Genomic DNA, 23,480 nt, shown 5'->3' on the forward strand with positions numbered 1-23,480 from the left:
AATAAAGTTTTGATTCATCATTTACGAGCTTTGAGTGACTGAACATACAAATGGAGCACCTCTTTCAAAAGGTTCTCCATCCAGTACAATCAGATATAGCCCTTCTGTTTTTAACAAGCTATTGTATTTTCGCCCTTGTGACGATGTCTCAAACTCTTTGGATAGTTGATTAAATACATCAGCAAAATTGGGATTCGCAAGTTTCAATAAATCCCGACAATATTTTAATGCCTCATTTTTTGAAGCCTGATAATCGTTCGGATATCTTGAAGAGACAACAACCTCACTCCAACTTTCGAGATCGGGTCGTTTTGATACTTTAATATCCAGCCAATGTTGCTCTGGCAAGAAAAAATAACTTGAGTTGGCATCTATATTATTAAATCTCACCTGATTCTTATCAGCCCGAACCTGAGTATCAAGATCAACCAACTGTTTAGCAAGTCTATCCACAAAAGTAGTCATCGCCAGATAATCTGATCTTTCAATATCTACGACCTTTTTATAAGAATCCGTACAACCTGCACTTAGAAGCAAACTTAATACTAATATTTTCTTATACATGTTTTATCCAACACACTGATGTTTTAGGTTATAGCGATTAGCAATAGGTTAATTTACCTGTGGACTGCAAAATTATCATAAGGAAAAAGCTGGATAGCTACAATTGATGAGAAGTATTAAGAGTTAACTGATTGAATAGATATAATATATGAGTAATTTTTTTAGTCTTAAAATGTAAATTTGGTGCGCTCAGCGGGACTCGAACCCACGCCACAGGCTTCGGAGACCTGTACTCTATCCAGTTGAGCTATGAGCGCATGCGAGCCACATCATAGGCAAAAAAAACATATTGGTAAACATGTAGGCTTAAACAAAAATGTTTTTTGCTTATTAAAACAACAATTTCATGTTTTTTATTACGATATTATTAGTTTTAAGCCCCAAACTGGATAAAAAACAGGACTATTCTCTTTTAAATCGGCTTGAATACACAACGTTCTGTTTTTAACACGCCATAAACCTATTTTTCTACTTGGTTTATTTTTTCATATCGCTCAAAATACCCGTTCTATTTAACAACGTGAGACGTTTATGACTGATGCTTTGGTGTTGAGCGATTTGTCCAAAACTTATCGTAATGGTTTTCAGGCGTTAAAAGGTATTAATTTAACCGTGCCTGAGGGTGAGTTTTATGCATTATTAGGCCCTAATGGTGCAGGAAAATCGACGACGATCAGTATCATTAGCTCTTTAGCCAAAAAAACATCTGGTTCAGTTGAGATTTTTGGACATAACTTAGATACCCATCCTTCTCAAGCAAAACAATGTCTTGGTGTTGTTCCTCAAGAATTTAACTTTGGTCAATTCGAAAAAACCTTCGATATTCTAGTGACTCAGGCCGGTTATTACGGCATTCCTAAAAAAGTGGCAGAACAACGTGCCGAACATTATTTAGAAAAGCTTGGCCTATGGGAAAAACGTAATATTCAATCACGTATGCTTTCAGGTGGTATGAAACGCCGTTTGATGATTGCACGTGCCATGATGCATGAGCCGAAGCTGCTGATTCTGGATGAACCTACTGCTGGTGTTGATATTGAATTGCGCCGTTCGATGTGGGACTTTCTCACTGAAATGAATGACAACGGTACCTCTATCATTCTGACCACGCACTATCTAGAAGAAGCAGAAATGTTGTGTCGTCGTATTGCAATTATCGATCGTGGTGTGATTAAAGAAGATACCACCATGAAAGGCTTCCTTAATCAGTTGAATGAAGAATCATTCATTTGTGATCTGGCTGAACCGATTAGTGGTTTTGACCTGAATATTATCGGCTTCAAATTTAATCTGATTGATCCTGTGACCCTCGAAGTCACCATGGATAAAGCCCACAGTATGAATGACCTGTTCCTGTTATTGCAGTCTCAGAACATTCAAGTAAACAGTATGCGGAACAAATCCAATCGTCTGGAAGAGTTATTCGTGAAAATGGTCGAGAAAAATCTTGCAGGAGCGAATGAATGAACTTCAGTCAATTAAAAACTGCACTCTGGACTTTAGTTGTTAAAGAAATTCGTCGTTTCATGCGCATCTGGCCACAAACCTTGCTGCCACCAGCGATCACCATGAGTCTGTACTTTGTGATCTTCGGAAATCTGGTCGGTTCACGTATTGGTGAAATGGGTGGCTTTAGCTATATGCAGTTCATCGTGCCGGGTTTGATCATGATGGCTGTCATTACCAATAGTTATGCCAACGTTTCTTCGAGTTTCTTTAGTGCAAAATTCCAGAAAAGTATTGAAGAACTGATTATGAGTCCCGTGCCACTGCATTTAATCCTGTGGGGTTATGTGATTGGTGGTGTCAGCCGTGGCGTTCTGGTTGGCCTGATTGTGACCATCATGAGTTTATTCTTTACCCATTTAGAAATTTATAATTTATTTGTGACGATCTACACCGTCATTATTACTTCATTATTATTTTCTCTGGGTGGCTTTATTAATGCCGTCTATGCGAAGTCTTTTGATGATATTTCCATTATCCCGACTTTCGTATTGACCCCGCTCACCTACTTAGGTGGTGTGTTCTATGCCATCAGTGCATTAAGCCCTTTTTGGCAAAACGTCTCTTTAGTTAATCCGATTGTATATATGGTCAATGCCTTCCGTTATGGCATTTTAGGACACAGCGACGTCAATGTGGCCTTCTCTTTAGGTGTTGTAACCCTGTGCTGTGTTGTCCTCTATGCAATTGCCTATCATTTATTAGCTCGTGGTTCAGGAATGCGTGAATGAGTGTTGAACTTTCTTTATTGGGTAAAGACACCCAATACCCGACTCAATATCAACCGGAAGTTTTATTTCCAATTGCCCGTGCTGAGTCTCGTCAACAATATGCGCATATTGAAGGCATTACTCAAGGTAAAGACTGGTGGCATGTTTTTGAAATTTCATGGTTGAATCAGCTAGGTTTGCCTCAGGTGGCGATTGGCCGTTTAACCTTGCCAGCCAGCTCACCGAACTTAATTGAATCAAAGTCACTCAAGCTGTATTTCAATAGCATGAACTTTACCCAATTTGATTCGAAACAAGCCTTTATTGCAACAGTTGAACAGGATCTGTCCAAAGCTGCGGGTGCTCAAGTTGAATTACAGCTATTTCAAGTTGATGACTTGGAGATTTCAAAACCGCAAGGCATTTGCATTGATGATTTGGTTCCTGAGCGTCTTTCAGAACATCCGGATTCAAGCTTATTGCAATTCGATGCTACGGCCGAAGAAAACCTAGAAATTGAACTTTACTCTCATCTTTTAAGAAGTAATTGCCCGGTCACAGGTCAACCAGACTGGGGTACAGTTTTTATTCGCTTGCAAGGTAAAAAGCCTTGTTATCGCAGCGTTTTAGCTTATATTATCTCGTACCGTCAGCATAATGGTTTCCATGAGCAGTGTGTCGAGCAAATCTTTGCCGATATCTGGCAACTTTTGCAACCTGAAAAACTGATGGTTTATGCAACTTATACTCGCCGCGGGGGCTTGGATATTAACCCATGCCGAGTATCAGATTTGTCATGGATGCCCGAGCCAATTCGCTTGGCACGACAATAAAACGAATAAATTTGATATATAGAGGACGTTCTTCAATGACCAGTTATTTCGGTATTCTTCCGTCAGCAAGTTTGAGTCAGGACATTCAGCTTGCACAAGCCAATCGTGACAGTAAAGAGCCTCAATACCCTTTACGTGACAAAATCTCTCTACAGCTTACTGATGAGTTAATTGACACCATGTTGGTTCACCTGGTTCAGCAGTTTCCACCAAGTGATAAACGGGATACCACCGAAGGTCTGGCGATTAAAATTCGCGGCATTGTTGAAACACTCATGAAACAGTTGTTAGGCAAAGCGTCAAATGATCAGGTGCGTGAATCTTTAGCCTTTATGGAAAAGAGCCTGTTCATTGACAATGACGGTAAACAACGTATCGGTACAGTATTACCGGATAGCCTTGTGACTGACATGAAAAAGAGCTTTGCCGAAGTGGCTGCCGGAAACGGTAAAGAGCAACGCGATGTATTAACACAACAGTTTAAGACTTTCGCTGATGCGCTGATTCACCACTTTATGACTGAATATAACAAGACACTGGGTCTGGGTATGGTCAAACGTGGCGTTGCCAGTGTGGCAACCAGTGGTGTTGAAACCGCCGTGCATATCGTGATCAAGAAATTGATTCCAAGCCTAAGCCAGGTCGAACTTGAAGTCTTCACCAAGCACTTTGATCAATTATTGGTTCAAAAATAAGCTTTGTCTCTGAAGACAAGCGACGATTGCAAAATCGTCGCTTTTTTTATGCCGATTTTATGCAAAATTAAGCGCTTATAAATGTCACAAATTCTAAATTTGCATTGTCTAAATCGGCGATTATGTTAGCATGCGCGAAGCGTTGATTTACTTGATTTAGAATCGCATGTCCCCAAGCTCACAATACAAATTTTTGCGTCAAGCACCACGTGATGGCTTGAGCACAGCCAATCAACTTTCCCGTTGGCAACAACTCCACCTTGATCCCTGGCTCTGTCTGTTTTTAATTCTCAATGCCATACTCGGACTGACGGTTTTATATAGTGCATCTGCCCAAGACGTCGGGCTTGTTACCAAACAGGCGATGAGTTTCGGGATCGGTTTTGCCGTGATGTTTGGTTTGGCTCAGATTCCACCCAAAGTCTATCAGGCATTCTCACCTTACTTTTATGTGTTCGGTGTCTTGTGCCTGATTGCAGTGATGGTCTTTGGTGAAGTGCGTATGGGTGCACAACGCTGGATTGATATTCCCGGCTTTGGTAGTGTGCAGCCGAGTGAGTTTATGAAAATCGGCATGCCAATGATGGTGGCCTGGTTCTTGTCACGCAAGGCCCTGCCGCCAAGCTTCTCCCAGGTTATTCTATCGTTAATGCTGATTGTGGTGCCTTTTCTCCTGATTGCAGAACAACCCGACTTAGGTACCTCCTTGCTGGTCCTTGCCAGCGGGATCTTTGTGCTTTTCCTTAGTGGCCTGTCATGGAAATTAATAGCAGCCGCCGCAGGTGCTGCAGGGATTGTTATTCCAATCGCCTGGGAATTCTTGCTGCATGACTATCAACGTCAACGCGTATTAACACTTTTTAATCCTGAGGCAGATGCCTTAGGTACAGGCTGGAACATTATCCAGTCCAAAACTGCGATTGGTTCTGGTGGTTTTTCGGGTAAAGGCTTCCTTGAAGGTACACAATCACATTTACACTTTTTACCAGAAGGTCATACTGACTTTATTATTGCAGCCTATTCAGAAGAGTTTGGCCTGATTGGTGTTACTCTGCTGATTCTTCTTTACTGTGCGATTATTTTCAGGACCTTCCAGATTGGCCTACAAAGCTTTCATAACTACGGTCGCTTAGTGGCTGGCGCCTTTGGTTTGTCATTTTTTGTTTATGTATTTGTAAACGCAGGCATGGTCAGTGGTATTTTACCTGTAGTAGGTGTGCCTTTGCCGTTCATGAGTTATGGCGGAACTGCAATTATTACTCTTATGTCAACTTTTGGACTGGTTATGTCTATTCATACACATCGATAATGAGGAATTTTATAAACTTATGTTTCTTCCTACTTTAAATAACACTTTTAAATTTTTAACTTTAAGTGCTGGTTTATTCTTGAGCAGTAATTGGGCACAAGCAAATGAATTTTATAATCACCCGAATTACTTTGCGTTTAAACAAAAAGCCATGACCACTTATGGCTTAAGCAGCGAACAAATTGATGCTGCCATGAGCGGTGCACGCAACCTGCCTAACATTCTAAATATCATGACCCGCCCGGGTGAAAGCAAACCTTGGTATCAATATCGCTCGATGTTTTTAGTCGAAGGTACCATTCAACGTGGTGTCCGCTTCAAAAACGAGTATGAGGATGTGCTTAATCGCGCAGAACAGCAGTATGGCGTCCCTAAAGCGGTCATTTTAGGTATTCTCGGCGTAGAAACCGGTTACGGCGCAAATAAAGGCTCTTTCATCACACGTGATGCCCTTGCAACGCTCGCTTTTGGCTATCCACGTCGTGCCGACTATTTTAGTGATGAACTCGCAGCGCTCATTTCCTGGACCTATAAAGAGGGTTACCCGACGAATAGCATCGTTGGCTCTTATGCAGGTGCAATTGGATATCCACAATTCATGCCAAGTAACATCCAGAAACTTGGGGTCGATTACGATGGAAATGGACACATTGATCTTAGAAATTCTGCTGCTGATGCGATTGGATCAATTGCAAACTATTTAGCTCAATATGGCTGGGAACGTGATCGTCCAATTGGCTTCCCTGCACGCTACTCAGGCAATAATCCTGACAGCGTAATTGCCAAGGACCTCACCCAGCCAACGCCTTATGGTGAGCTGAAAAGACTGGGTATTACCCCCGTTAACCCATTGGTAAAAATTGATGATCTAGATCTGGTCAATGTGATTCAGTTACAAGATCAGTTTGGTCCGATTTACTATATTACTTATCCAAATTTTCAGGTGATCACCACCTACAATAAGAGCCGTATGTATGCGACAGCAGTATGGTTATTAGGTACAGAAGTAGCTAGCCGATAGGCTAGCTTTTTTACAAGATTATGGAAAGTCAATAATTTTTTAATAAAAAACGAACACAGAATCAGCATAATTCATTTCTTGTTACAATATTGATTATTATTTAACCGCAAACTGTAAGTTTTTGCCCTTTTTGTAACTATTTATCGTTAAAGACTAGACACACTTCGTAAGCGATGAATATTATCGCCGCAAGTTAAAAGTAATTGCAAAAGTGAATAATTAGACATGTGCACTATATTTCAGGCAGTTTTGATGAAATAGAAAAGCATGTTCTCTAGGAGTTTATACAATGCAGTTTTCGCTAAAATATATTCTAGCGCTGACGGCAGGCTTAAGTTTAAGCCCGTTACATGCTGAAATGGTACAGTCTTCATCATTATCAAATGATGTGGATGGTTCTAATTTGGCTGCCCGCGTTCTAAGCAAAGATTCTCAAAATTTTAATTCTCGTTTCTCTAACGTTAATAGTCTTTCAATCACTGAGAGTTCAGGTGACAAAGTACGTCGCCAGACGATTGCTGCAAAGATCGATATCCCTGAAGAAGAGCCTTCAGTGATTGAAAAACTGAATACTGTTGCTTCGAACACAGTTCGTAAATTCAGCCAAAGCGGCGTTGCCTCATGGTATGGTCGTCAATTCCATGGTCGTAAAACAGCAAGCGGTGAAACATTCGATATGAATGCCATGACTGCTGCACACCGTAGCCTGCCTTTGAACTGTTACATCCGTGTAACTAACAAAGACAATGGCAAGAGTGTGGTTGTGAAAGTCAACGATCGTGGCCCATTCCATGGTAACCGTGTATTAGACTTATCTTATGGTGCTGCCAAGCAACTCGGTATGTCTAGCGCTGGTACAGGTAATGTCAGCATTGAACGTGTTGATGGTCCTAACTCTTAAGCGTTAAACCACAGCATTCAAAAAAAGTCGCTTCATGCGGCTTTTTTTTATTTTTATCGGCAATCTTTTTTAACGCTTTACGCCCTGTTCTTTTGTTCGGTATATTGAAGCCATAAAAATGAATATAGCGAGGAGCGCATTGTGAAATCGATAGATGAGTGGTTTGATGAGTATAGCGATAGCCATCAGAACCAGACCAACAAAAAAATTCACTGGGTTTGTGTGCCTGCCATCTTATTTTCGATTATTGGTATCCTTGCGCACTTTAGCACCTTACTTACCGCGTTATTGCTGGTTTTAACTTTAGTCTTTTATGCTCGTTTAGACCTGGTACTTGCAATTGCAATGGCAGCTTTATTGGCTGTGATGGCATGGCTGATTGTGATCTTGCCAGTCGGTGTCGGATTCTATATCGGGGTATTTGTAATTGCCTGGATCGGTCAATTTTATGGTCATAAAGTTGAAGGTAAGAAGCCTTCTTTCTTTAAAGACTTACAATTCCTTCTGATTGGCCCTGTATGGTGCATGGACGCGTATTTAGCTAAAGTCCTACCTAAATGGAAAATTCGTCAAAAATTGGCGCTTACACGCTAATTTAGCGCCTATCTTGCAAGTAACCTTTAAATATTCAGGAATAGGATTTAAATGTCATATCAATTTGTAGGCTTTTTTGCATTAACCGCGCAAATGAAAAGCCCTTTTTATCCTATTGACGGGACTACTTGGAAAGATATCAAAGAACCATTCCATGGCATTGGGATAAAGCTCTCCCCATCAATTAAAACGCCATCGTCACCAGATGAAATAAAAGCTCTTTTTAGAGCGATGAATATTAATCATGTTAGACAATGGCTTTTTATTGAATATGAGTGTTTTGGCGGCTCAATTGACTATATTTATGCACTTATTATGAAAAATGGTGAAATATATGGTCCAATTGAAGAGTCAGCACTTGAAAATGTTGAGAGAGTTTATATCAATTTAATGAATGAATTTGGCATCTCAAAGAAAGATGCTCTTCAATTTAAACCATTTGATCGAGATTTCTGGGATGAACAAATAACTCTTTCTCCTTAACTCTCTTATATTATTGATACATTTTCCCTTGATATTTTAGCCATCCATCCATGTGTTTTCCGCGTGGATCATGATGCGTCCAGTGAATCACGCCACCTTTCTGGCTATATTCATATTCACCATAGAACTCCACGACATCGCCCTTTTTAAGCCCCTCAATTCTTGGCGCCAAATCAATATTGTGCGCAATGAGAACGGTTAATCCATTGCCCAGCTTAAGAATCATTTTCTGATGTCTTGAGCCATCATTATCATCAGGCAAAATCGCTTTCACTACGCCCTGAGCTTGTACCTGAACATTACTGCGTTGCTGCTGATAAGCCTGCATGATCTTGTGCTGATCATCGACAGAAACAGTATTTTCGGTATTGGTGGTAAGAGCATCAGATCCGGTGTTTTGTTTTTGCTTAAGATCCAGACCAAAATAAGCAGCAACCAACAAGACGATGGCAACAATGATCAGATTATTTTTTTGATTTTTCATATTTCCCTTTTATTCAACTCAAGATAGCAAAATGCCAATCAAGGTGATTGGCATTTGCATCATACAAGGACTGGCTGGCTTAGAACAAACGATTCATACCATTTAAAGACGCAACACGATAGGCTTCAGCCATGGTTGGATAGTTGAAAGTAGTCTCAACAAAATACTTCAAGGTATTGTTCGGACTATGCATCACCACTTGTCCAATGTGGATAATCTCTGCCGCATTATTACCAAAGCAATGAATACCTAATACTTCTAAAGTATCACGGTGGAACAGAATCTTTAATTCACCCACCGTATCACCGGTAATCTGCGCACGCGCCAGATGACGGAAAGAAGCCTGCCCCACTTCGTAAGGGACTTTCTCTTCCGTTAACTCCTGTTCGGTCTTACCAATCGAAGAAATCTCTGGAATGGTATAAATACCAGTTGGAACATCACGGATTGGCTTGACATTTTTCTCGCCAACCATGTTCGCACCTGCGCAACGACCTTGGTCATATGCCGCTGATGCCAATGACGGCCAGCCAATCACATCACCCGCTGCATAAATATTTTCTGCTTCGGTCTGGTATTGATCATTCACCATCAACTGACCACGACCATTTGGCACCAGGCCTACATTTTCAAGACCTAAACCATCAGTATTGCCTGAACGGCCATTACACCACAAGATCGCATCTGCCTTGATCTTCTTGCCACTTAATAAATGCAGAACCACGTGATCATCAAACGTCTCTAAATGATCAATCTGCTCATTGTGACGGATCAACACGCCTTGCTCACGTAAGTGGTAAGATAATGCATCGGCAATTTCATCATCCAGATAGCTTAAAAGCTTTTGCTGGGTATTGATCAGATCAACCTTATGATCTAATCCAATGAAAATTGACGCATATTCACAACCGATCACGCCTGCACCATAAATGATGATTTTCTGGATAGCGAAATCAAGATCGAGAATCTTGTCTGAATCAAATACACGTGGATGATTAAAATCCAGACCTTTTGGCTGATATGGACGGCTACCCGTTGCAATCACAATCTGCTTGCAAATAATGGTGTCTTTAATACCATCCTGACCAAAAATCAGAACCGTGTTCTTATCCTGAATATAAGCACGTCCATGAAAGACTTCGATTTTATTGCGATCATAGAAACGTGTATGCGTGTCAACTTGCTGTTGAATCACTTTATGCGCATTACGTAATACCTGTTTCATAGTGAATTGTTTCCATTCACCGACTTTCTGAAACATTGGATCACGCTGATAACGAATGATACTTGAAACTGTTTGACGCAAAGCTTTACTTGGAATTGTGCCTACATGTGCGCAGTTACCGCCGAGTTGATCACGAACATCAACGATTGCAACTTTTTTACCTGCTTTTGCAAGCTTCATTGCCGCGCCTTCGCCAGCTGGGCCAGAACCGAGAATTACTGCATCATATTTAACAATATTCCCACCAACGACCTCTTTCTTACGTGGCATTCAAAGCTCCTTTGTCTCTTAACCGTTTTTGCTCTCTATATGATAACCAATATGCAGCGAGATGATGTATTTCACAACTATATATTTTTATATATTTACATTTTCAAAATGAATACCACTTTTCCTGCTTTAATGCGGTAAATTTGACTATAATATTCACATATCTCAAATCAAAGGCTGTAGGAAGTATATGTCTGAACACCGTAAACCTGAACAGGGTATAAAACTTCGTGGCGCGGAAAAAGTCGCAAGAATTCCTGTAAAAGTTATCCCTACGGTTGAAGTACCTCGCAAACCTGACTGGATTCGAGTCAAGATGACCGCTCCAGAAGAAGTTCAGCGTATCAAAACAACCTTGCGTTCACAAAAACTGCATACCGTATGTGAAGAAGCTGCCTGCCCTAACCTGCCTGAATGCTTCGGTGGTGGTACAGCAACCTTCATGATCATGGGCGATATCTGTACCCGTCGCTGTCCTTTCTGTGATGTTGCACACGGTCGTCCAAATGCATTGGACCCGGATGAACCGCGTCACATGGCTGAAACCATTTCTAATCTTGGCTTAAAATATGCCGTGATTACCTCGGTTGACCGTGATGACCTGCTTGATGGTGGTGCTCAACACTTTGTTGACTGTATCAAGGAAGCACGTGCATTAAGTCCAAAAACCTTATTGGAAATTCTGGTGCCTGACTTCCGTGGTCGTATGGATATCGCCTTACGCATCATGACTGAATGTCCGCCAGATGTATTCAACCACAATATTGAAACTGTGCCTCGCCTTTATAAAGCGATGCGTCCAGGCTCTGACTATCAGCACTCTTTAAACCTGTTAAAAATGTTTAAAGAATACTGCCCTGATGTACCAACCAAATGTGGTTTGATGGTCGGTATTGGTGAAACTGAAGAAGAAGTGATTTCGTTACTGGATGATCTACGTGCACACGATGTGGATTACGTGACTATTGGTCAATATCTGCAACCGTCTAAACAACATGCCCCAATTGACCGTTTTGTTACGCCAGAAGAATTCGAGCGTTATGCTGAACATGGCCGTAAACTCGGTTTCAGAAATATCTGGTCTGCGCCAATGGTTCGTTCAAGCTACTTTGCTGATCGCCAATATCATGGTGAACCAGTGCCTGCGGTACGTCGTAAGGCAGATCCTGCCAAGAAAATTGCAGTTCAGGCGATTGAAGCTTAAAGTTTCATAAGGCATAAAAAAACACCACAATCGTGGTGTTTTTTTATATTCTAGCCAAAAGCTTAAGCAATATGCTTTTGCACCACAATCGAACCGACTGAATAGCCAGCACCGAAAGAAGAAATTACCGCAAATTCGCCATTGTCGACCTGTTCACCGGTACGGTGCATCGCAATGATAACCCCCGCAGATGAAGTATTGGCGAACTCATCCAGAATAATCGGTGCACGTTCAAGATCAGCGTCTTTACCAACAACCAGTTTTAAAATCAGTTCATTCATGTTGGCATTGGCTTGATGCAACCAGAAACGCTTGATTTGTTCAGGCGTTAATTCAAGTTTTTCCAGCTGTGCAGTAATGATCTTCGCAACAAGCGGACAAACTTCTTTAAATACTTTACGACCGTCTTGACGGAACAGTTTGTCATCGACTACTGCATCTTCACTGCGATTCAAGAAACCAAAGTTATTACGGATATTATTTGAAAATTGAGTAAACAAATGAATATCTAAAATTTCGAAACCTGATTTGGTTTCAGTATCTTCAATAATCGACGCTGTCGCCACATCACCAAAAATAAAGTGTGCATCACGGGTACGATAATCCAGATGGCCCGACGTGATTTCAACATTGAGCAATAATACACGGCGAGCGCCACATTTCACCGCATCATAAGCTTGCTTCAAACCGAATGTTGCAGCAGAACACGCCACATTCATATCATAAGCATAGCCTTTAATCCCAAGAGCTGTCTGGATCTCGATCGCAACCGCAGGATAAGCACGTTGCATGTTTGAACATGCTAAAATCACTACATCGATGTCGTCAGCGGTTACACCTGCATTTTCCATCGCCTGTTTAGCCGCAATTACGCCCCACTCCGCTTGAAGTGAAAGCTCATCATTGCTACGTTCCTGCAAACGTGGACGCAAGCGGGTTGGATCTAAAATACCTGATTTTTCGACCACATAACGACGTTTAATTCCTGATGCTTTTTCAATAAATTCAGGGCTTGAACCACGTAAAGCCTCGATTTCGCCTGCTTCAATCTGAGCGGCGTTGTCTTGGTTATATTGTTCTACATAAGCATTTAAACTTTCAACCAACTCTTCATTGGAAATCGATTCGGTTGGGTGAAATAAACCTGTACCTGTTATACGGATGCCCATGTAAAACTCCTGTAAAGAATGCTTCTAACTTTCATATTTCTCAGTTTAACCGATTGCTAATCGATCCCATAGTTTTTGTAATCTAGTTGGTGAAATAGGCAGCTTTGTTTTCATCGGTTGAGAAAACAAGGAAATTCTGAGTTCTTCCAACATCAAATACAATTCTTTGATTTTAGGATCTTTTTTAAATTTAAATACTTTGTCCATCCATGGATCGACATCATCAATTGCAGCAAGATCACGTTGTAGATTATTTGGCAAACGGTCTAAACGCAATAGCAGTGCTTTCAAATAACGCGGGTATTCCTGCCAAATCTCGGACGATTGGCTATAAACAAAGTCTGCCAATGACATTAAATCAAGCTGATCTTCAATATCATCCACACTACGACCAAAGATACTTTGGTCGAGTACCAGCAATTCACGGCGAATTTGCTGCCATTGGGTAAATATTTCAGTTAAATCAGCTAATGTCTGTTGACCATTTGCTAAAAACTGCTTTTTGGTTTCAGTTAATAACTGCTGAAATTCATCGGCATTTTTAGGCAATTGCTGGATCGACACTTGTAAAGTTGCATAAACCAGCATCTGCTCCAGTTTTGCCCGCTCACCTAAAGGTGAATAAGCCAGAGCCAATGGCTTGGAAATCTGCTTTTTGAGTTGACGGATTAAATCCCCCAACTGCATATGCACCAGCCGGATCACCCCTTCACGATGCTGCTTGATTGCTTCATCCTGATCATTAAAGGTTTGAATCACCACACCAGACTCATCCTTAGCATCCAGCTCGGCAAAAAGCTTGGTTGGTACCAACGCTTGATATTGCTTGACCACAACGCCCGTGACCTTCTGCGAAGCTTCAAAGATGAAATTTTCAGGGAAGGTTTTAAACTCACCTTTTTGCTGTTTCACTGGACGATGGGTTTCAACACGACAGCGTGCTTTTAGCTCATCCAGATCACGCCCTTGCGCAATCAACTTGCCTTTTTCATCCAGCACCTTAATAAAAGGTACCAGATACTGGTCAATCCGTTCAAAAGAAAAATCTTTTTCCGTGATTTGCTCACCACGCAAAGCAAATGCCAGATAACTAAACAGATGTTCACGTAAATGCGTTGCATCGACGCCTTGCATCAGCTTTCTCGCAGTATCAGGAATCGGTACCAGATTACGGCGCTTATCTTTCGGTAATGCTTTCAGTAATGCTTCGATCAGGTCTTGACGCCAGCCTGGGATTCCCCATGACCATTGCTTTTCATCCACTTGCGGTAAAGCCTGCATCGGAATCTTGACCGTTGCCCCATCTTCATCATGGCTTGGGTCAAATCGATAGCTGGCCGCCAAGCGCAATTGACCATTATGCAAATAGTCAGGAAATTGTTGCGTGGTCGGACGATCGTTCATCCATAATGCATCATCTTCGACAAACAGATAACGGGGCTGATCAGGTTCAATGGTTGCACGCCAATCTTCGAAACTACGACGGCTGGCAATTTCCTCAGGCACCTTCGCAGCATAAAACTGGTAAATGGTTTCTTCATCGACCACCAAGTCACGGCGACGCAACTTATCCTCAACGCGCTCCACTTCTTCAAGCTTTAACAAGTTATGCTTCAAGAACGGTGGTGTAATCCCCAGATTCCCTGTGGTCAGAGCATCGCGTAAAAAGATTTCATGGGCCGCAGGCTGATCCACCTTTTCAAAGTTAATCAAACGCTTCGGCTCAATGATTAAACCAAACAGAGAAATCTGTGCATAGGCATTCACAATACCCGCTTTCTTGGACCAGTGCGGTTCGAAATAGTGGTACTTCAATAAATCACGGGCTGCCAGCAAAATCCATTCAGGATCAATTTTGGCCAAAGTCCGTAAATACACCTGAGAGGTTTCCACCATTTCAAAGGCCATCACCCAAGCGGTATTGGTTTTATGCAAGGTACTGGCTGGGAACACCTTGGCTTTCTGCTGGCGTACTGCCATAAAGGTATTACGTTCATCGGTTTTATTGGCGATAAATGAAAGTAGACCTGTTAACAGAGCACGGTGTAAATTTTCATAATTGGCACCCTTTTCATTAAAACTCAGTTTTAATCCTTCTGCCAGCTCAACCAGTTGCTGATGGGTCTGCTTCCATTCACGCAAACGCAACCAGCTTAAGAAATGCTGACGTGCAAATTGACGGCGCTTATTTTCCGTCTGGGTATCCGGACTGGTTTGTATCGTATTCCAAAGCTTTAAATAGAATAAAAAGTCTGAATCCGCTTCTTTGAATAACGCATGCTTCTGATCGGCCTGCATTTGTTTATCGGCAGGACGTTCACGCGGATCCTGAATTGCCAAAGCACTGACAATAATCAACGTTTCTTTGAGTACGCCAAAATGTGCCCCACCGATAATCATACGAGCTAAACGCGGGTCAATCGGCATACGTGCCATCATCTGACCGACTTTGGTTAAGCCCCCACTAGCTTTTCTTTTACCCTCATCCCAACCTTCTCCCACTGGGAGAAGGAGTTCTCCTCTCTCTTTGGGAGAGGAGTTAGAGGAGAGGGATGATAATGCACCTAACTCAACCAAGAGCTTCCGGCCATCATTGACCAGACGAAAATCAGGTGGCTCGATAAAATCAAAATCTTCAAGACTACCTAGTCCAAGGCTTTGCATTTGCAAAATCACAGAGGCCAAGTTGGTTCGTTTAATTTCTGGTTCGGTAAACTCAGGACGGCTTAAAAAGTCTTCTTCACTATATAAGCGAATACACACACCCGCCGCAATACGACCACAACGGCCTTTACGCTGATTGGCAGCAGCCTGTGAAATCGCTTCAATTGGCAGACGTTGCACCCGTGAACGATAGTTATAACGCGAAATACGGGCAAAACCGCTATCAATCACATAGCGAATATTCGGAACTGTCAGTGCTGTTTCAGCCACGTTGGTGGCAATAATGATACGCCGACCTTTACCACTTGGACTGAAAATCTTTTGCTGCTCTGCCAAGGCTAAACGTGCGTATAAAGGCAACACTTCGGTATGACGAGGACCATACTTCTGTAAGGTCTCCTGTAATTCACGAATTTCCTGTTCGGTACTGGCGAAAACCAGAATGTCGGCATGCTCAGGATGGCCCTTGCTCTCTGCATCGGCAAAACATTCTTCGACAGCCTGTACCACGGCACGCGGGAGGTTTTCTTCAAAGTCATCGAATTCATCATCATCACTGCCAACGATGCTCAGTTCTGAAATCGGGCGATAACGCACTTCAACAGGGAAACTACGCCCTTCGACTTCAAAAATCGGTGCGTCATAGAAATACTGGCTAAAGCGATTCACATCGAGTGTTGCCGAAGTAACAATGACTTTTAAATCAGGGCGTTTTGGTAAAAGCTGCTTGAGATAGCCCATAATAAAGTCAATATTGAGGGAGCGTTCGTGCGCCTCATCAATAATAATGGTGTCGTATTTTGACAGGAACCGGTCATTGGTCAGTTCAGCTAACAAGATACCATCGGTCATCAAACGAACAATTGAGTCTTGTGAGCCCTGCTCGTTAAAACGGATTTTAAAACCGATTGATTCACCGAGTTTCTCACCAACTTCTTCGGCGATACGCTGCGAAACACTACGTGCAGCCAGACGACGTGGCTGGGTGTGACCAATCATGCCCGTCAGTCCACGCCCTGCCAGCATGGCAATCTGCGGGAGCTGTGTGGTTTTACCGGAACCGGTTTCACCCGCCACAATAATGACCTGATGCTTTTGAATCGCTTCAATCAAACGATCTGCATACTGGGTGACAGGTAAATCCTGATTGAGTTTGATCTTTGGAAGGCGTGCAAGGCGTTGCTTAACCTTGTGATTAGACTGTTCAAACAGTTTTTCGATATCTGCTGGTTGTATTTTCTTATCCTTGCGCAGTCGATTTAAACGGTGACGGTCACGTGCCATAACCAATTGATCTACATTTAAATGACTCTGCACTGAACAGCTTTCCTGAAAAATAAACTAATCGGCTATTTTACGCCTTAAAGCCTTGCTATGCAAAGAAACTGCATCAATCTGTTCAGACTAAGCAGTAAAAATGAAGGCATGCTTCCATCATCGTGCTCTGTCACTGCTCTCATTCAAAGCCTTTATTGAATGAAGAAATTTTAATCGTATATCTTGGTTTTTTATATATTTTTAGATTTTTTCAATTTTACCCTTGAATTTTGATCACGTAGACTTCATGTTGTTATGCACATTAGTTTTCAGATGTTTTGTCATGTTGGCTTCATTTTTATGTCGTCAAATAGAGCAGATATCTTTGGGTGAAAGTCGTTTTTGATTGAGTTATTCAATTTTCCGATTTTAGTCATGTAAAAATACTATTTCCCCAATAACTAAAAATTATTTATTCTAGACCTCGTAAACAAGTAAGGCGTTAGCCTCTCAATAAAACCTCAATCATGGAGACAATGATGAGCTTAATTAATACTGAAGTTAAACCATTTAAAGCAACTGCGTACCACAACGGTCAATTTGTTGACGTATCTGAAGCAGATCTTAAAGGCAAATGGTCTGTTGTATTCTTCTACCCAGCTGACTTTACTTTCGTATGTCCAACTGAGTTAGGCGACCTTGCTGACAACTATGCTGAATTCCAAAAATTAGGCGTTGAAATCTATGGCGTGTCTACTGACACTCACTTCACGCACAAAGCTTGGCACGACACTTCAGACGTTATTGGTAAAATCCAATACCCATTGATCGGCGATCCAACTTGGACTCTTTCTAAAAACTTCGACGTATTAATCGAAGCTGCTGGTCTTGCTGACCGTGGTACTTTCGTTATCGATCCAGAAGGCAAAATCCAAATCGTTGAAATCAACGCTGGTGGTATCGGCCGTGACGCATCTGAACTTCTTCGTAAAGTAAAAGCTGCTCAATACGTTCACGCTCACCCAGGTGAAGTTTGCCCGGCTAAATGGAAAGAAGGCGAAGCAACCCTTGCTCCATCTATCGACTTAGTTGGTAAAATCTAATTATTTAGATTTTACCCAATGGTCCGAAACCACCCTTTTTAGGGTGGTTTCTTTTTGCCTGCGTTATTTTAAAAATTTCCCATTTCTTGTAGCCAAATTTTATAGCTAATTTTTTACAATTCTTATACTTATAAATTTATAGCCAGCTTCATTTATCAATTGTCACAGGGGCTGAGTTGGAGTACTGTCAAAGAATGAAGGATAAGAGTTGTTCAAAAATGTACTAAAAGATCAAATCAATATGGGGACGAATCTATGGAAAAATCTGTTGTTGTAACCTCCTGGAAATATGATGTTTCTTCACGCTATTTAAAAATCTTTTATAGCAATGGCTCAGGCGAGCTTTACCATCCAGTTCCAGAGTTTATCTACAATAATTTACTTCGTACCCATGATAAAACGGCCTTTGTACATAAATATCTTGAGTTCGATCTGCACTTTAAACGACTGTGTATTTCAGCTTGAAGTATAAAAAAATCAGCCCGCTCGGGCTGATTTAAGCTATTTCACTTGCCTATTCAGGCAGCATCATCCTGCTGACTATATTTTTCTAACATCTTCTGTCTGGCTTCAGGATGGACATTGATTCTGTCCAAGTGACCTTGATAGTGTTGCACCACCCGATCATCCATAATTTTTGACCACCACGCTGGAATAAAGGCGGGCAGAATCATGGCCCCATAACCTGCAGGTAACTGCGGCGCATCTTCAAAATGACGTAAGGTCTGAAAGCTTCGGGTCGGATTGGCGTGATGATCAGAGTGGCGTTGTAATTGATACAAGAATAAATTGGTCACCACATTATTATTGTTCCAGCTATGCTCAGGCAACGTCCGTTCATATTGGCCATTTTCTTTCTTTGCCCGCTTTAAACCATAGTGTTCAATATAATTGACCGACTCAAACAAGGTAATCGCATAAGCCGCTTGCGTGACTTGGAATGGGACTGAGCGCATACCAAACTTCGTAAACATGGCAGCATGGTACAGAGCCGACATGGCCCAACCATGGATCAACTCATTTTCCTTACATAAGAAAGGCAATTTCTTGCGTTGTAAACGATTCTTTTCAATCTCGATCGCCGATTTAAAGCTACCCATCACGGTACGCGGTAAAAACTTCCAGAAGCTTTCGCCAAATTGTGACGATGCCGGATCTTCAGGCGTGGCTACACGACGGTGGTGACCATAAGGATGCTCGATGCGAAAATGGTTATATCCCGATGGTGCCAAGGCCAGATGTGACAGATAATGTTCCAGCCGTCCTGATTTATGGCTCAATTCATGTGCGGTATTAATCGCAATACCATTGACCATCCCGACCAAGCTTCCCAGTAACAGTTGATCCGCAAGCGAAGTATCTTTACGACTGGCTAAATACGCGCCATAGATATTGGTCGCGTATTGCAAAGGAATAAAAAGTTTAACAATACGGGCATAATAAGGATCGGCTTCTAAATCTGCGATTGCATCGAGTGGCGGGGTTTTCGTGTCCTCACCAATCAATTTATCCAATGTCGGAATAACAACATGAATAAATAAGGGTCCAAATGAAGCGAAGAATTTTTTGGTTCTTTTAGGGCCAAACTGATAGCCTGCCAAACCACTCATTGCAATCGTAGGGACAGCCAGACCCAATAACCATAAATGCCGTTTTTTATCCTTAAATATTGTTGCCGCTTGCTCGACATCCAGTTGAGTATGCATATTCATTACAATCTCCTCAATCAAACACAAACTCTTTTGCTTGAGGTAATTGTGTAATTATACAGCAGCACTATATTATCATTTTAAGACTTGCTATTATCATTTTAAGACTTTACTGAGTTTTTCTTGTGCAAAAGCAACAGATTCCGGTGATTCCAGCACGCTACTATTTGCGTCTGATTGAAATTTTAATCGGCACACATCAATACGATAATCATGTGTTGAGTGCATTGCAGCAGCAACTGGCACAAACAGAGCTATTGTCTATTCAGCAGATAGAGCAATTTATTGAAATGGGTTTAAGCCTGCCTAATACCCATGATCTGGCCTTTGTACTTGGAAAAAATCTTAAACTCAGCTCGCATAGTCTGGTGGGTTATGCCCTGATGACCAGCCCGAATCTGGAACATGCACTCAGACTCATTGCACAATACTTTAGGCTGATTATGCCGAGTTTTAAGCTCAGTATTCAGTTTCCAGCAGGCTCACAAAAAGTCGAACTGTTATTTGAACCAATTTTGCAGATGAATAAACAATGTCTGGCTTTTCATATCGAAGCCATTGCAGTTGCCTTTTACTACAGTCTGCTAGAACTGGCCGGTCAGCAATTACAACGTTATCAAATCTATTTAAGTATCCCCGAACCGACTTATCAGGAACGTTATCTATCCTTAGTCAAAGCCAGTTTCCAGTTTAACTATAGCTGGCTATCCGGTATAAGGGTCGTGATTGACCAGCAACAATTGGCACTGCCCTTACCGTTGGCAGACGCGCATAGCTTAAAAGTGGTTGAGCAACGCTGCCAGGAACAAATCCAGAAGATCTACCATCAAGGTGAAATTGTGGAATGGGTCAGCATGATGTTGCGACAAGCCAATCAAGTGCCCACCTTAACCGAATGTGCCCGAGTCCTGAATATTTCGACAAAAACCCTGCAACGCTATTTGCAGCAACAAGGTGCTGAGTTTCAGGGATTAAAACAGAAGATCAGCACAGAACGCGCCATTGATTTATTAGAGAATTCTAGCCTTACCATTACAGCGATAGCGTATGAACTGGGTTATTCCAATCCTGCCAATTTTACCCGTGCCTTTAACAAGGTCATGGGTTGTAGTCCGCAAGCGTATCGCTTAAAACATCAGGATCAAATCCGTTCACTTTAACACCACCATACATAAGCCCGCGCCAATCGGCAAAATCGTACTCATGTAATCGTCATCTTGCTTAATCAATTCCAGAAAGCTTTTCACTTCGGCGGCATGAGAAATCACATTATCGATTACCAAGGTGCTACCAGATGTTTGTAATAAACGCTTTAAATCGGCCCAGTAACTCACATAATTGCCACGCTCTGCATCCAGTAAAATAAAATCAAACGGTTGACTGGCCTGAGCCAGAAAATCCGCCGCATCTCCTATCCAGAAATCAATGTGCTGTGCCAGCTCAAACTCTTCCGCATATTTTTTCGCCTGAGCACTGCGGAAAGAATCAATTTCTAGCGTTTGAACTTTTCCACTGACCGCTTGGGCAGCCTCAGCCAGCCATAAGGTTGAATAACCAGTCGAAGTCCCAATTTCCAGTATACGCTTTGATTGCTGACAACGAATCAGCATCGCCAATAACTTTGCCGACTCGGCTTCTATATTGCGGTAACGGCTCAGACGATCAGACTGTTGCGCATCGTGTTGCTTAAACTGATCATATAAATCAGCAATACGCTGTAAAAACACATTACTGGTCATCATTGACCCTCCAGATGTTAAGTCGGCAATTCCGCTTAAGTCGCCTGAATCAATTTAAAACGGGGCTGGATTTGACCATCCGCCAGTTCAACCGTTTCAGTAAACATTGCCAATGGGCGTACCCACATTGAATAATCGCCATATAAGCATTGATACACGACCAGTTGCTCTTCTGTTTCACTATGACGGGCAACATGAAAGACCTGATAAAGCTGCCCTTTATAATGTTGATAGATGCCGCGCTGTAATGCCATATTGCTTACCCTTTCTTTATGTCATGCAATGATTGCAGTTGTATAACAAGTATGATTGTACTGATTTTTTTATCGAAAGATATATTTCAAAATTCAACTGATGAATTAAAAATTCAAAAAACCGATCAAAACAATAAAAACATACTGTTTTACCTATTTATTATTTTTACGTAATATAGCCTCATTGAATGAATTGACCGATTTAAAAGTCTTAGGGTTTGGAGAAATACATGTTAGATCAAAATATCAAAACTCAATTAAAAGCTTATTTAGAACGTTTAGAAAGTCCGATCGAACTGGTTGCTGCTTTGGATGACTCAGACAAAGCAGAGAAAATCAAAGAACTGGTGACTGAAATCGCGGAACTTTCTGGTCAGGTTACGGCGCGTTTTGACGGTTCAAACGCTCGCCGTCCTAGCTTCGGTGTGGCCAAAGCAGGCGAACAACCACGTGTGTTCTTTGCTGGCTTGCCGATGGGCCATGAGTTTACTTCTTTGATTCTGGCATTGCTGCAAGTATCTGGCTATGCGCCAAAAGTCTCTGATGAAGTCTTAGCCCAGATCAAAGGCCTCAACCTGACTGCCAACTTTGATGTGTTTGTGTCACTGAGCTGTCATAACTGTCCAGATGTGGTGCAGGCACTTAACCTGATTGCAATCAACAACCCGAACACCACCGCAACCATGATTGATGGTGCTTTCTTCCAGGATGAAGTGGAAGAGCGCAAAATCTTGGCCGTACCAATGGTGTTTCAGGACAATGAACATATCGGTCAAGGTCGTATGACTTTGGAAGAAATCGTGGCCAAATTAGATACCAATTCTGCTGAGAAAGATGCAGCAGCCATCAATGCCAAAGATGCATTTGATGTGTTGGTGATTGGTGGTGGTCCTGCCGGTGGTACTGCGGCAATCTATGCAGCACGTAAAGGCATCAAGACCGGTATCGTGGCTGAACGCTTTGGCGGTCAGGTGATGGATACCATGGACATTGAAAACTTCACCACGGTGCAGAAAACCGTTGGTCCGAAGTTTGCTCAGGATATGGAAGCACATGTCCGTGAATACGGTGTGGATATCATGAACCTGCAACGTGTCAGCAAGATCACAGGTGCAGATCAAACGGCCAACGGTTTGGTTGAAGTTGAACTGGAAAATGGTGCCAAGCTGGAATCGAAAACCATCATTCTTTCCACCGGTGCACGCTGGAGAGAGATGAATGTGCCGGGTGAAGCAGAATACCGTACCCGTGGTGTGGCTTACTGCCCGCACTGTGATGGCCCATTATTCAAAGGCAAACGTGTTGCGGTGATTGGTGGCGGTAACTCGGGTGTAGAAGCAGCGATTGACCTTGCCGGTATTGTTGAACATGTCACACTGGTTGAATTCGATACCAAACTTCGTGCCGACCAAGTGTTGCAAGACAAGTTAAACAGCTTGCCAAATACCACCGTGATCATGAATGCATTGAGTACCGAAGTGGTCGGTGATGGTGCTCAGGTGACGGCATTGAAATATAAAGACCGTGCGACTGATATTGAGCATACGGTTGAGCTGGCAGGGATCTTTGTACAGATCGGCTTATTGCCAAACACTGATTTCCTGAAGAACAGTGCGGTTGAGTTGAGCAACCGTGGCGAGATCGTGATCAACGACCGTAACGAAACCAGTGTCAAGGGTGTATTTGCCGCAGGTGACTGTACCACTGTGCCGTACAAGCAAATTATCATTGCTACCGGTGAAGGTGCCAAAGCCTCACTGTCTGCCTTTGATTACATGATCCGTTC

22 protein-coding genes and 1 tRNA gene are annotated in these 23,480 nt (G+C 42.2%); 14 read left to right on the forward strand and 9 right to left on the reverse strand.

Features of this window, described 5'->3' with window-relative positions; all coding sequences use genetic code 11:
- Window positions 1–21: 21 nt before the first annotated feature.
- Together J699_RS14990 and J699_RS14985 are read right to left on the reverse strand one after the other, a co-directional pair.
- Window positions 22–564 carry a hypothetical protein gene (locus J699_RS14990; protein ID WP_032869258.1) on the reverse strand — a complete coding sequence of 181 codons (543 nt, stop codon included), beginning with the start codon at window positions 562–564 and terminating at the stop codon, window positions 22–24.
- Between the two features lie 181 nt (window positions 565–745).
- Window positions 746–821 (reverse strand) — tRNA-Arg (locus tag J699_RS14985).
- Between the two features lie 274 nt (window positions 822–1,095).
- Here J699_RS14985 and J699_RS14980 point away from each other — a divergent pair.
- The 9 genes from J699_RS14980 to J699_RS14940 all read left to right on the forward strand — a co-directional run bounded on the left by J699_RS14980 (window position 1,096) and on the right by J699_RS14940 (window position 8,616).
- Window positions 1,096–2,031, forward strand: coding sequence for an ABC transporter ATP-binding protein (locus tag J699_RS14980; protein WP_005230992.1), 936 nt, complete (start codon window positions 1,096–1,098; stop codon window positions 2,029–2,031).
- Entirely contained in the window at window positions 2,028–2,801 is a 774-nt protein-coding gene (locus J699_RS14975; RefSeq protein WP_004772656.1) for an ABC transporter permease, read from the forward strand. The genes J699_RS14980 and J699_RS14975 overlap by 4 nt, the downstream gene beginning before the upstream one ends.
- Complete coding sequence (gene queF / locus J699_RS14970; RefSeq protein WP_032869256.1) at window positions 2,798–3,613, forward strand: NADPH-dependent 7-cyano-7-deazaguanine reductase QueF; 816 nt, start codon at window positions 2,798–2,800, stop codon at window positions 3,611–3,613. The genes J699_RS14975 and queF overlap by 4 nt, the downstream gene beginning before the upstream one ends.
- Before the next feature lie 35 nt (window positions 3,614–3,648).
- The gene (locus tag J699_RS14965) at window positions 3,649–4,308 is read left to right on the forward strand and encodes a hypothetical protein (protein WP_005230994.1); all 660 of its coding nucleotides are present in this window, start codon (window positions 3,649–3,651) and stop codon (window positions 4,306–4,308) included.
- Between the two features lie 166 nt (window positions 4,309–4,474).
- Entirely contained in the window at window positions 4,475–5,617 is a 1,143-nt protein-coding gene (gene rodA / locus J699_RS14960; RefSeq protein WP_005230995.1) for a rod shape-determining protein RodA, read from the forward strand.
- A gap of 19 nt (window positions 5,618–5,636) precedes the next feature.
- Window positions 5,637–6,638, forward strand: a complete 1,002-nt coding sequence (mltB, locus tag J699_RS14955; protein WP_005230996.1) for a lytic murein transglycosylase B — start codon at window positions 5,637–5,639, stop codon at window positions 6,636–6,638.
- A 289-nt stretch (window positions 6,639–6,927) separates the two neighbouring features.
- Window positions 6,928–7,539, forward strand: coding sequence for a septal ring lytic transglycosylase RlpA family protein (locus J699_RS14950; RefSeq protein ID WP_004772666.1), 612 nt, complete (start codon window positions 6,928–6,930; stop codon window positions 7,537–7,539).
- A gap of 141 nt (window positions 7,540–7,680) precedes the next feature.
- Window positions 7,681–8,133: a DUF962 domain-containing protein gene (locus J699_RS14945; protein WP_032869254.1), complete on the forward strand. Its 453-nt coding sequence runs from the start codon at window positions 7,681–7,683 to the stop codon at window positions 8,131–8,133.
- A gap of 51 nt (window positions 8,134–8,184) precedes the next feature.
- The gene (locus J699_RS14940) at window positions 8,185–8,616 is read left to right on the forward strand and encodes a hypothetical protein (RefSeq protein ID WP_005230998.1); all 432 of its coding nucleotides are present in this window, start codon (window positions 8,185–8,187) and stop codon (window positions 8,614–8,616) included.
- A 10-nt stretch (window positions 8,617–8,626) separates the two neighbouring features.
- On the opposite strand, the gene J699_RS14935 is transcribed toward J699_RS14940, so the two are convergent.
- Window positions 8,627–9,100, reverse strand: coding sequence for a DUF3465 domain-containing protein (locus J699_RS14935; protein ID WP_032869252.1), 474 nt, complete (start codon window positions 9,098–9,100; stop codon window positions 8,627–8,629).
- 79 nt (window positions 9,101–9,179) lie between these two features.
- Entirely contained in the window at window positions 9,180–10,595 is a 1,416-nt protein-coding gene (gene sthA / locus J699_RS14930) for a Si-specific NAD(P)(+) transhydrogenase (RefSeq protein WP_005231000.1), read from the reverse strand.
- A 190-nt stretch (window positions 10,596–10,785) separates the two neighbouring features.
- On the opposite strand from sthA, the gene lipA reads away from it, so the two are divergent.
- Entirely contained in the window at window positions 10,786–11,799 is a 1,014-nt protein-coding gene (lipA, locus tag J699_RS14925; RefSeq protein WP_004772671.1) for a lipoyl synthase, read from the forward strand.
- A 62-nt stretch (window positions 11,800–11,861) separates the two neighbouring features.
- Here lipA and J699_RS14920 read toward each other — a convergent pair whose 3' ends face one another.
- Window positions 11,862–12,968 carry a beta-ketoacyl-ACP synthase III gene (locus J699_RS14920; RefSeq protein WP_009509568.1) on the reverse strand — a complete coding sequence of 369 codons (1,107 nt, stop codon included), beginning with the start codon at window positions 12,966–12,968 and terminating at the stop codon, window positions 11,862–11,864.
- Window positions 12,969–13,013: 45 nt separating this feature from the next.
- Window positions 13,014–16,949: an ATP-dependent RNA helicase HrpA gene (hrpA, locus tag J699_RS14915; protein ID WP_032869250.1), complete on the reverse strand. Its 3,936-nt coding sequence runs from the start codon at window positions 16,947–16,949 to the stop codon at window positions 13,014–13,016.
- 479 nt (window positions 16,950–17,428) lie between these two features.
- Between hrpA and ahpC the strand changes: the two genes are divergently transcribed.
- A complete protein-coding gene (ahpC, locus tag J699_RS14910) occupies window positions 17,429–17,992 on the forward strand; it encodes an alkyl hydroperoxide reductase subunit C (protein WP_004772679.1) in 564 nt (187 codons plus the stop codon).
- A gap of 255 nt (window positions 17,993–18,247) precedes the next feature.
- On the forward strand, window positions 18,248–18,457 hold the full coding sequence (locus tag J699_RS14905; protein WP_005231004.1) for a KTSC domain-containing protein: 210 nt from the start codon (window positions 18,248–18,250) through the stop codon (window positions 18,455–18,457).
- Between the two features lie 53 nt (window positions 18,458–18,510).
- Here J699_RS14905 and J699_RS14900 read toward each other — a convergent pair whose 3' ends face one another.
- A complete protein-coding gene (locus J699_RS14900) occupies window positions 18,511–19,704 on the reverse strand; it encodes an alkane 1-monooxygenase (RefSeq protein WP_032882700.1) in 1,194 nt (397 codons plus the stop codon).
- Window positions 19,705–19,826: 122 nt separating this feature from the next.
- Here J699_RS14900 and J699_RS14895 point away from each other — a divergent pair, with 122 nt between their 5' ends.
- Window positions 19,827–20,861: an AraC family transcriptional regulator gene (locus J699_RS14895; protein WP_032869244.1), complete on the forward strand. Its 1,035-nt coding sequence runs from the start codon at window positions 19,827–19,829 to the stop codon at window positions 20,859–20,861.
- Here the strand turns inward: J699_RS14895 and J699_RS14890 are convergent.
- On the reverse strand, window positions 20,853–21,440 hold the full coding sequence (locus tag J699_RS14890) for an O-methyltransferase (RefSeq protein WP_032869744.1): 588 nt from the start codon (window positions 21,438–21,440) through the stop codon (window positions 20,853–20,855). The genes J699_RS14895 and J699_RS14890 overlap by 9 nt on opposite strands.
- Window positions 21,441–21,475: 35 nt before the next feature.
- Window positions 21,476–21,694 carry a DUF1653 domain-containing protein gene (locus tag J699_RS14885; RefSeq protein WP_005286569.1) on the reverse strand — a complete coding sequence of 73 codons (219 nt, stop codon included), beginning with the start codon at window positions 21,692–21,694 and terminating at the stop codon, window positions 21,476–21,478.
- Between the two features lie 230 nt (window positions 21,695–21,924).
- Between J699_RS14885 and ahpF the strand changes: the two genes are divergently transcribed.
- A partial coding sequence (gene ahpF / locus J699_RS14880) for an alkyl hydroperoxide reductase subunit F (protein WP_032882702.1) occupies window positions 21,925–23,480 on the forward strand: 1,556 nt, incomplete at its 3' end.

It is taken from the genome of Acinetobacter sp. 1000160 (assembly GCF_000588715.1).
GTDB classification, from domain to species: Bacteria; Pseudomonadota; Gammaproteobacteria; order Pseudomonadales; family Moraxellaceae; genus Acinetobacter; species Acinetobacter courvalinii.

Bases quoted from the DNA above. Each gene is read 5' to 3' on its own strand.
- J699_RS14990 (WP_032869258.1), bottom strand. From the start codon at position 564: ATGTATAAGAAAATATTAGTATTAAGTTTGCTTCTAAGTGCAGGTTGT.
- J699_RS14980 (WP_005230992.1), top strand. From the start codon at position 1,096: ATGACTGATGCTTTGGTGTTGAGCGATTTGTCCAAAACTTATCGTAAT.
- J699_RS14975 (WP_004772656.1), top strand. From the start codon at position 2,028: ATGAACTTCAGTCAATTAAAAACTGCACTCTGGACTTTAGTTGTTAAA.
- queF (WP_032869256.1), top strand. From the start codon at position 2,798: ATGAGTGTTGAACTTTCTTTATTGGGTAAAGACACCCAATACCCGACT.
- J699_RS14965 (WP_005230994.1), top strand. From the start codon at position 3,649: ATGACCAGTTATTTCGGTATTCTTCCGTCAGCAAGTTTGAGTCAGGAC.
- rodA (WP_005230995.1), top strand. From the start codon at position 4,475: ATGTCCCCAAGCTCACAATACAAATTTTTGCGTCAAGCACCACGTGAT.
- mltB (WP_005230996.1), top strand. From the start codon at position 5,637: ATGTTTCTTCCTACTTTAAATAACACTTTTAAATTTTTAACTTTAAGT.
- J699_RS14950 (WP_004772666.1), top strand. From the start codon at position 6,928: ATGCAGTTTTCGCTAAAATATATTCTAGCGCTGACGGCAGGCTTAAGT.
- J699_RS14940 (WP_005230998.1), top strand. From the start codon at position 8,185: ATGTCATATCAATTTGTAGGCTTTTTTGCATTAACCGCGCAAATGAAA.
- J699_RS14935 (WP_032869252.1), bottom strand. From the start codon at position 9,100: ATGAAAAATCAAAAAAATAATCTGATCATTGTTGCCATCGTCTTGTTG.
- sthA (WP_005231000.1), bottom strand. From the start codon at position 10,595: ATGCCACGTAAGAAAGAGGTCGTTGGTGGGAATATTGTTAAATATGAT.
- lipA (WP_004772671.1), top strand. From the start codon at position 10,786: ATGTCTGAACACCGTAAACCTGAACAGGGTATAAAACTTCGTGGCGCG.
- J699_RS14920 (WP_009509568.1), bottom strand. From the start codon at position 12,968: ATGGGCATCCGTATAACAGGTACAGGTTTATTTCACCCAACCGAATCG.
- ahpC (WP_004772679.1), top strand. From the start codon at position 17,429: ATGAGCTTAATTAATACTGAAGTTAAACCATTTAAAGCAACTGCGTAC.
- J699_RS14905 (WP_005231004.1), top strand. From the start codon at position 18,248: ATGGAAAAATCTGTTGTTGTAACCTCCTGGAAATATGATGTTTCTTCA.
- J699_RS14900 (WP_032882700.1), bottom strand. From the start codon at position 19,704: ATGAATATGCATACTCAACTGGATGTCGAGCAAGCGGCAACAATATTT.
- J699_RS14890 (WP_032869744.1), bottom strand. From the start codon at position 21,440: ATGACCAGTAATGTGTTTTTACAGCGTATTGCTGATTTATATGATCAG.
- J699_RS14885 (WP_005286569.1), bottom strand. From the start codon at position 21,694: ATGGCATTACAGCGCGGCATCTATCAACATTATAAAGGGCAGCTTTAT.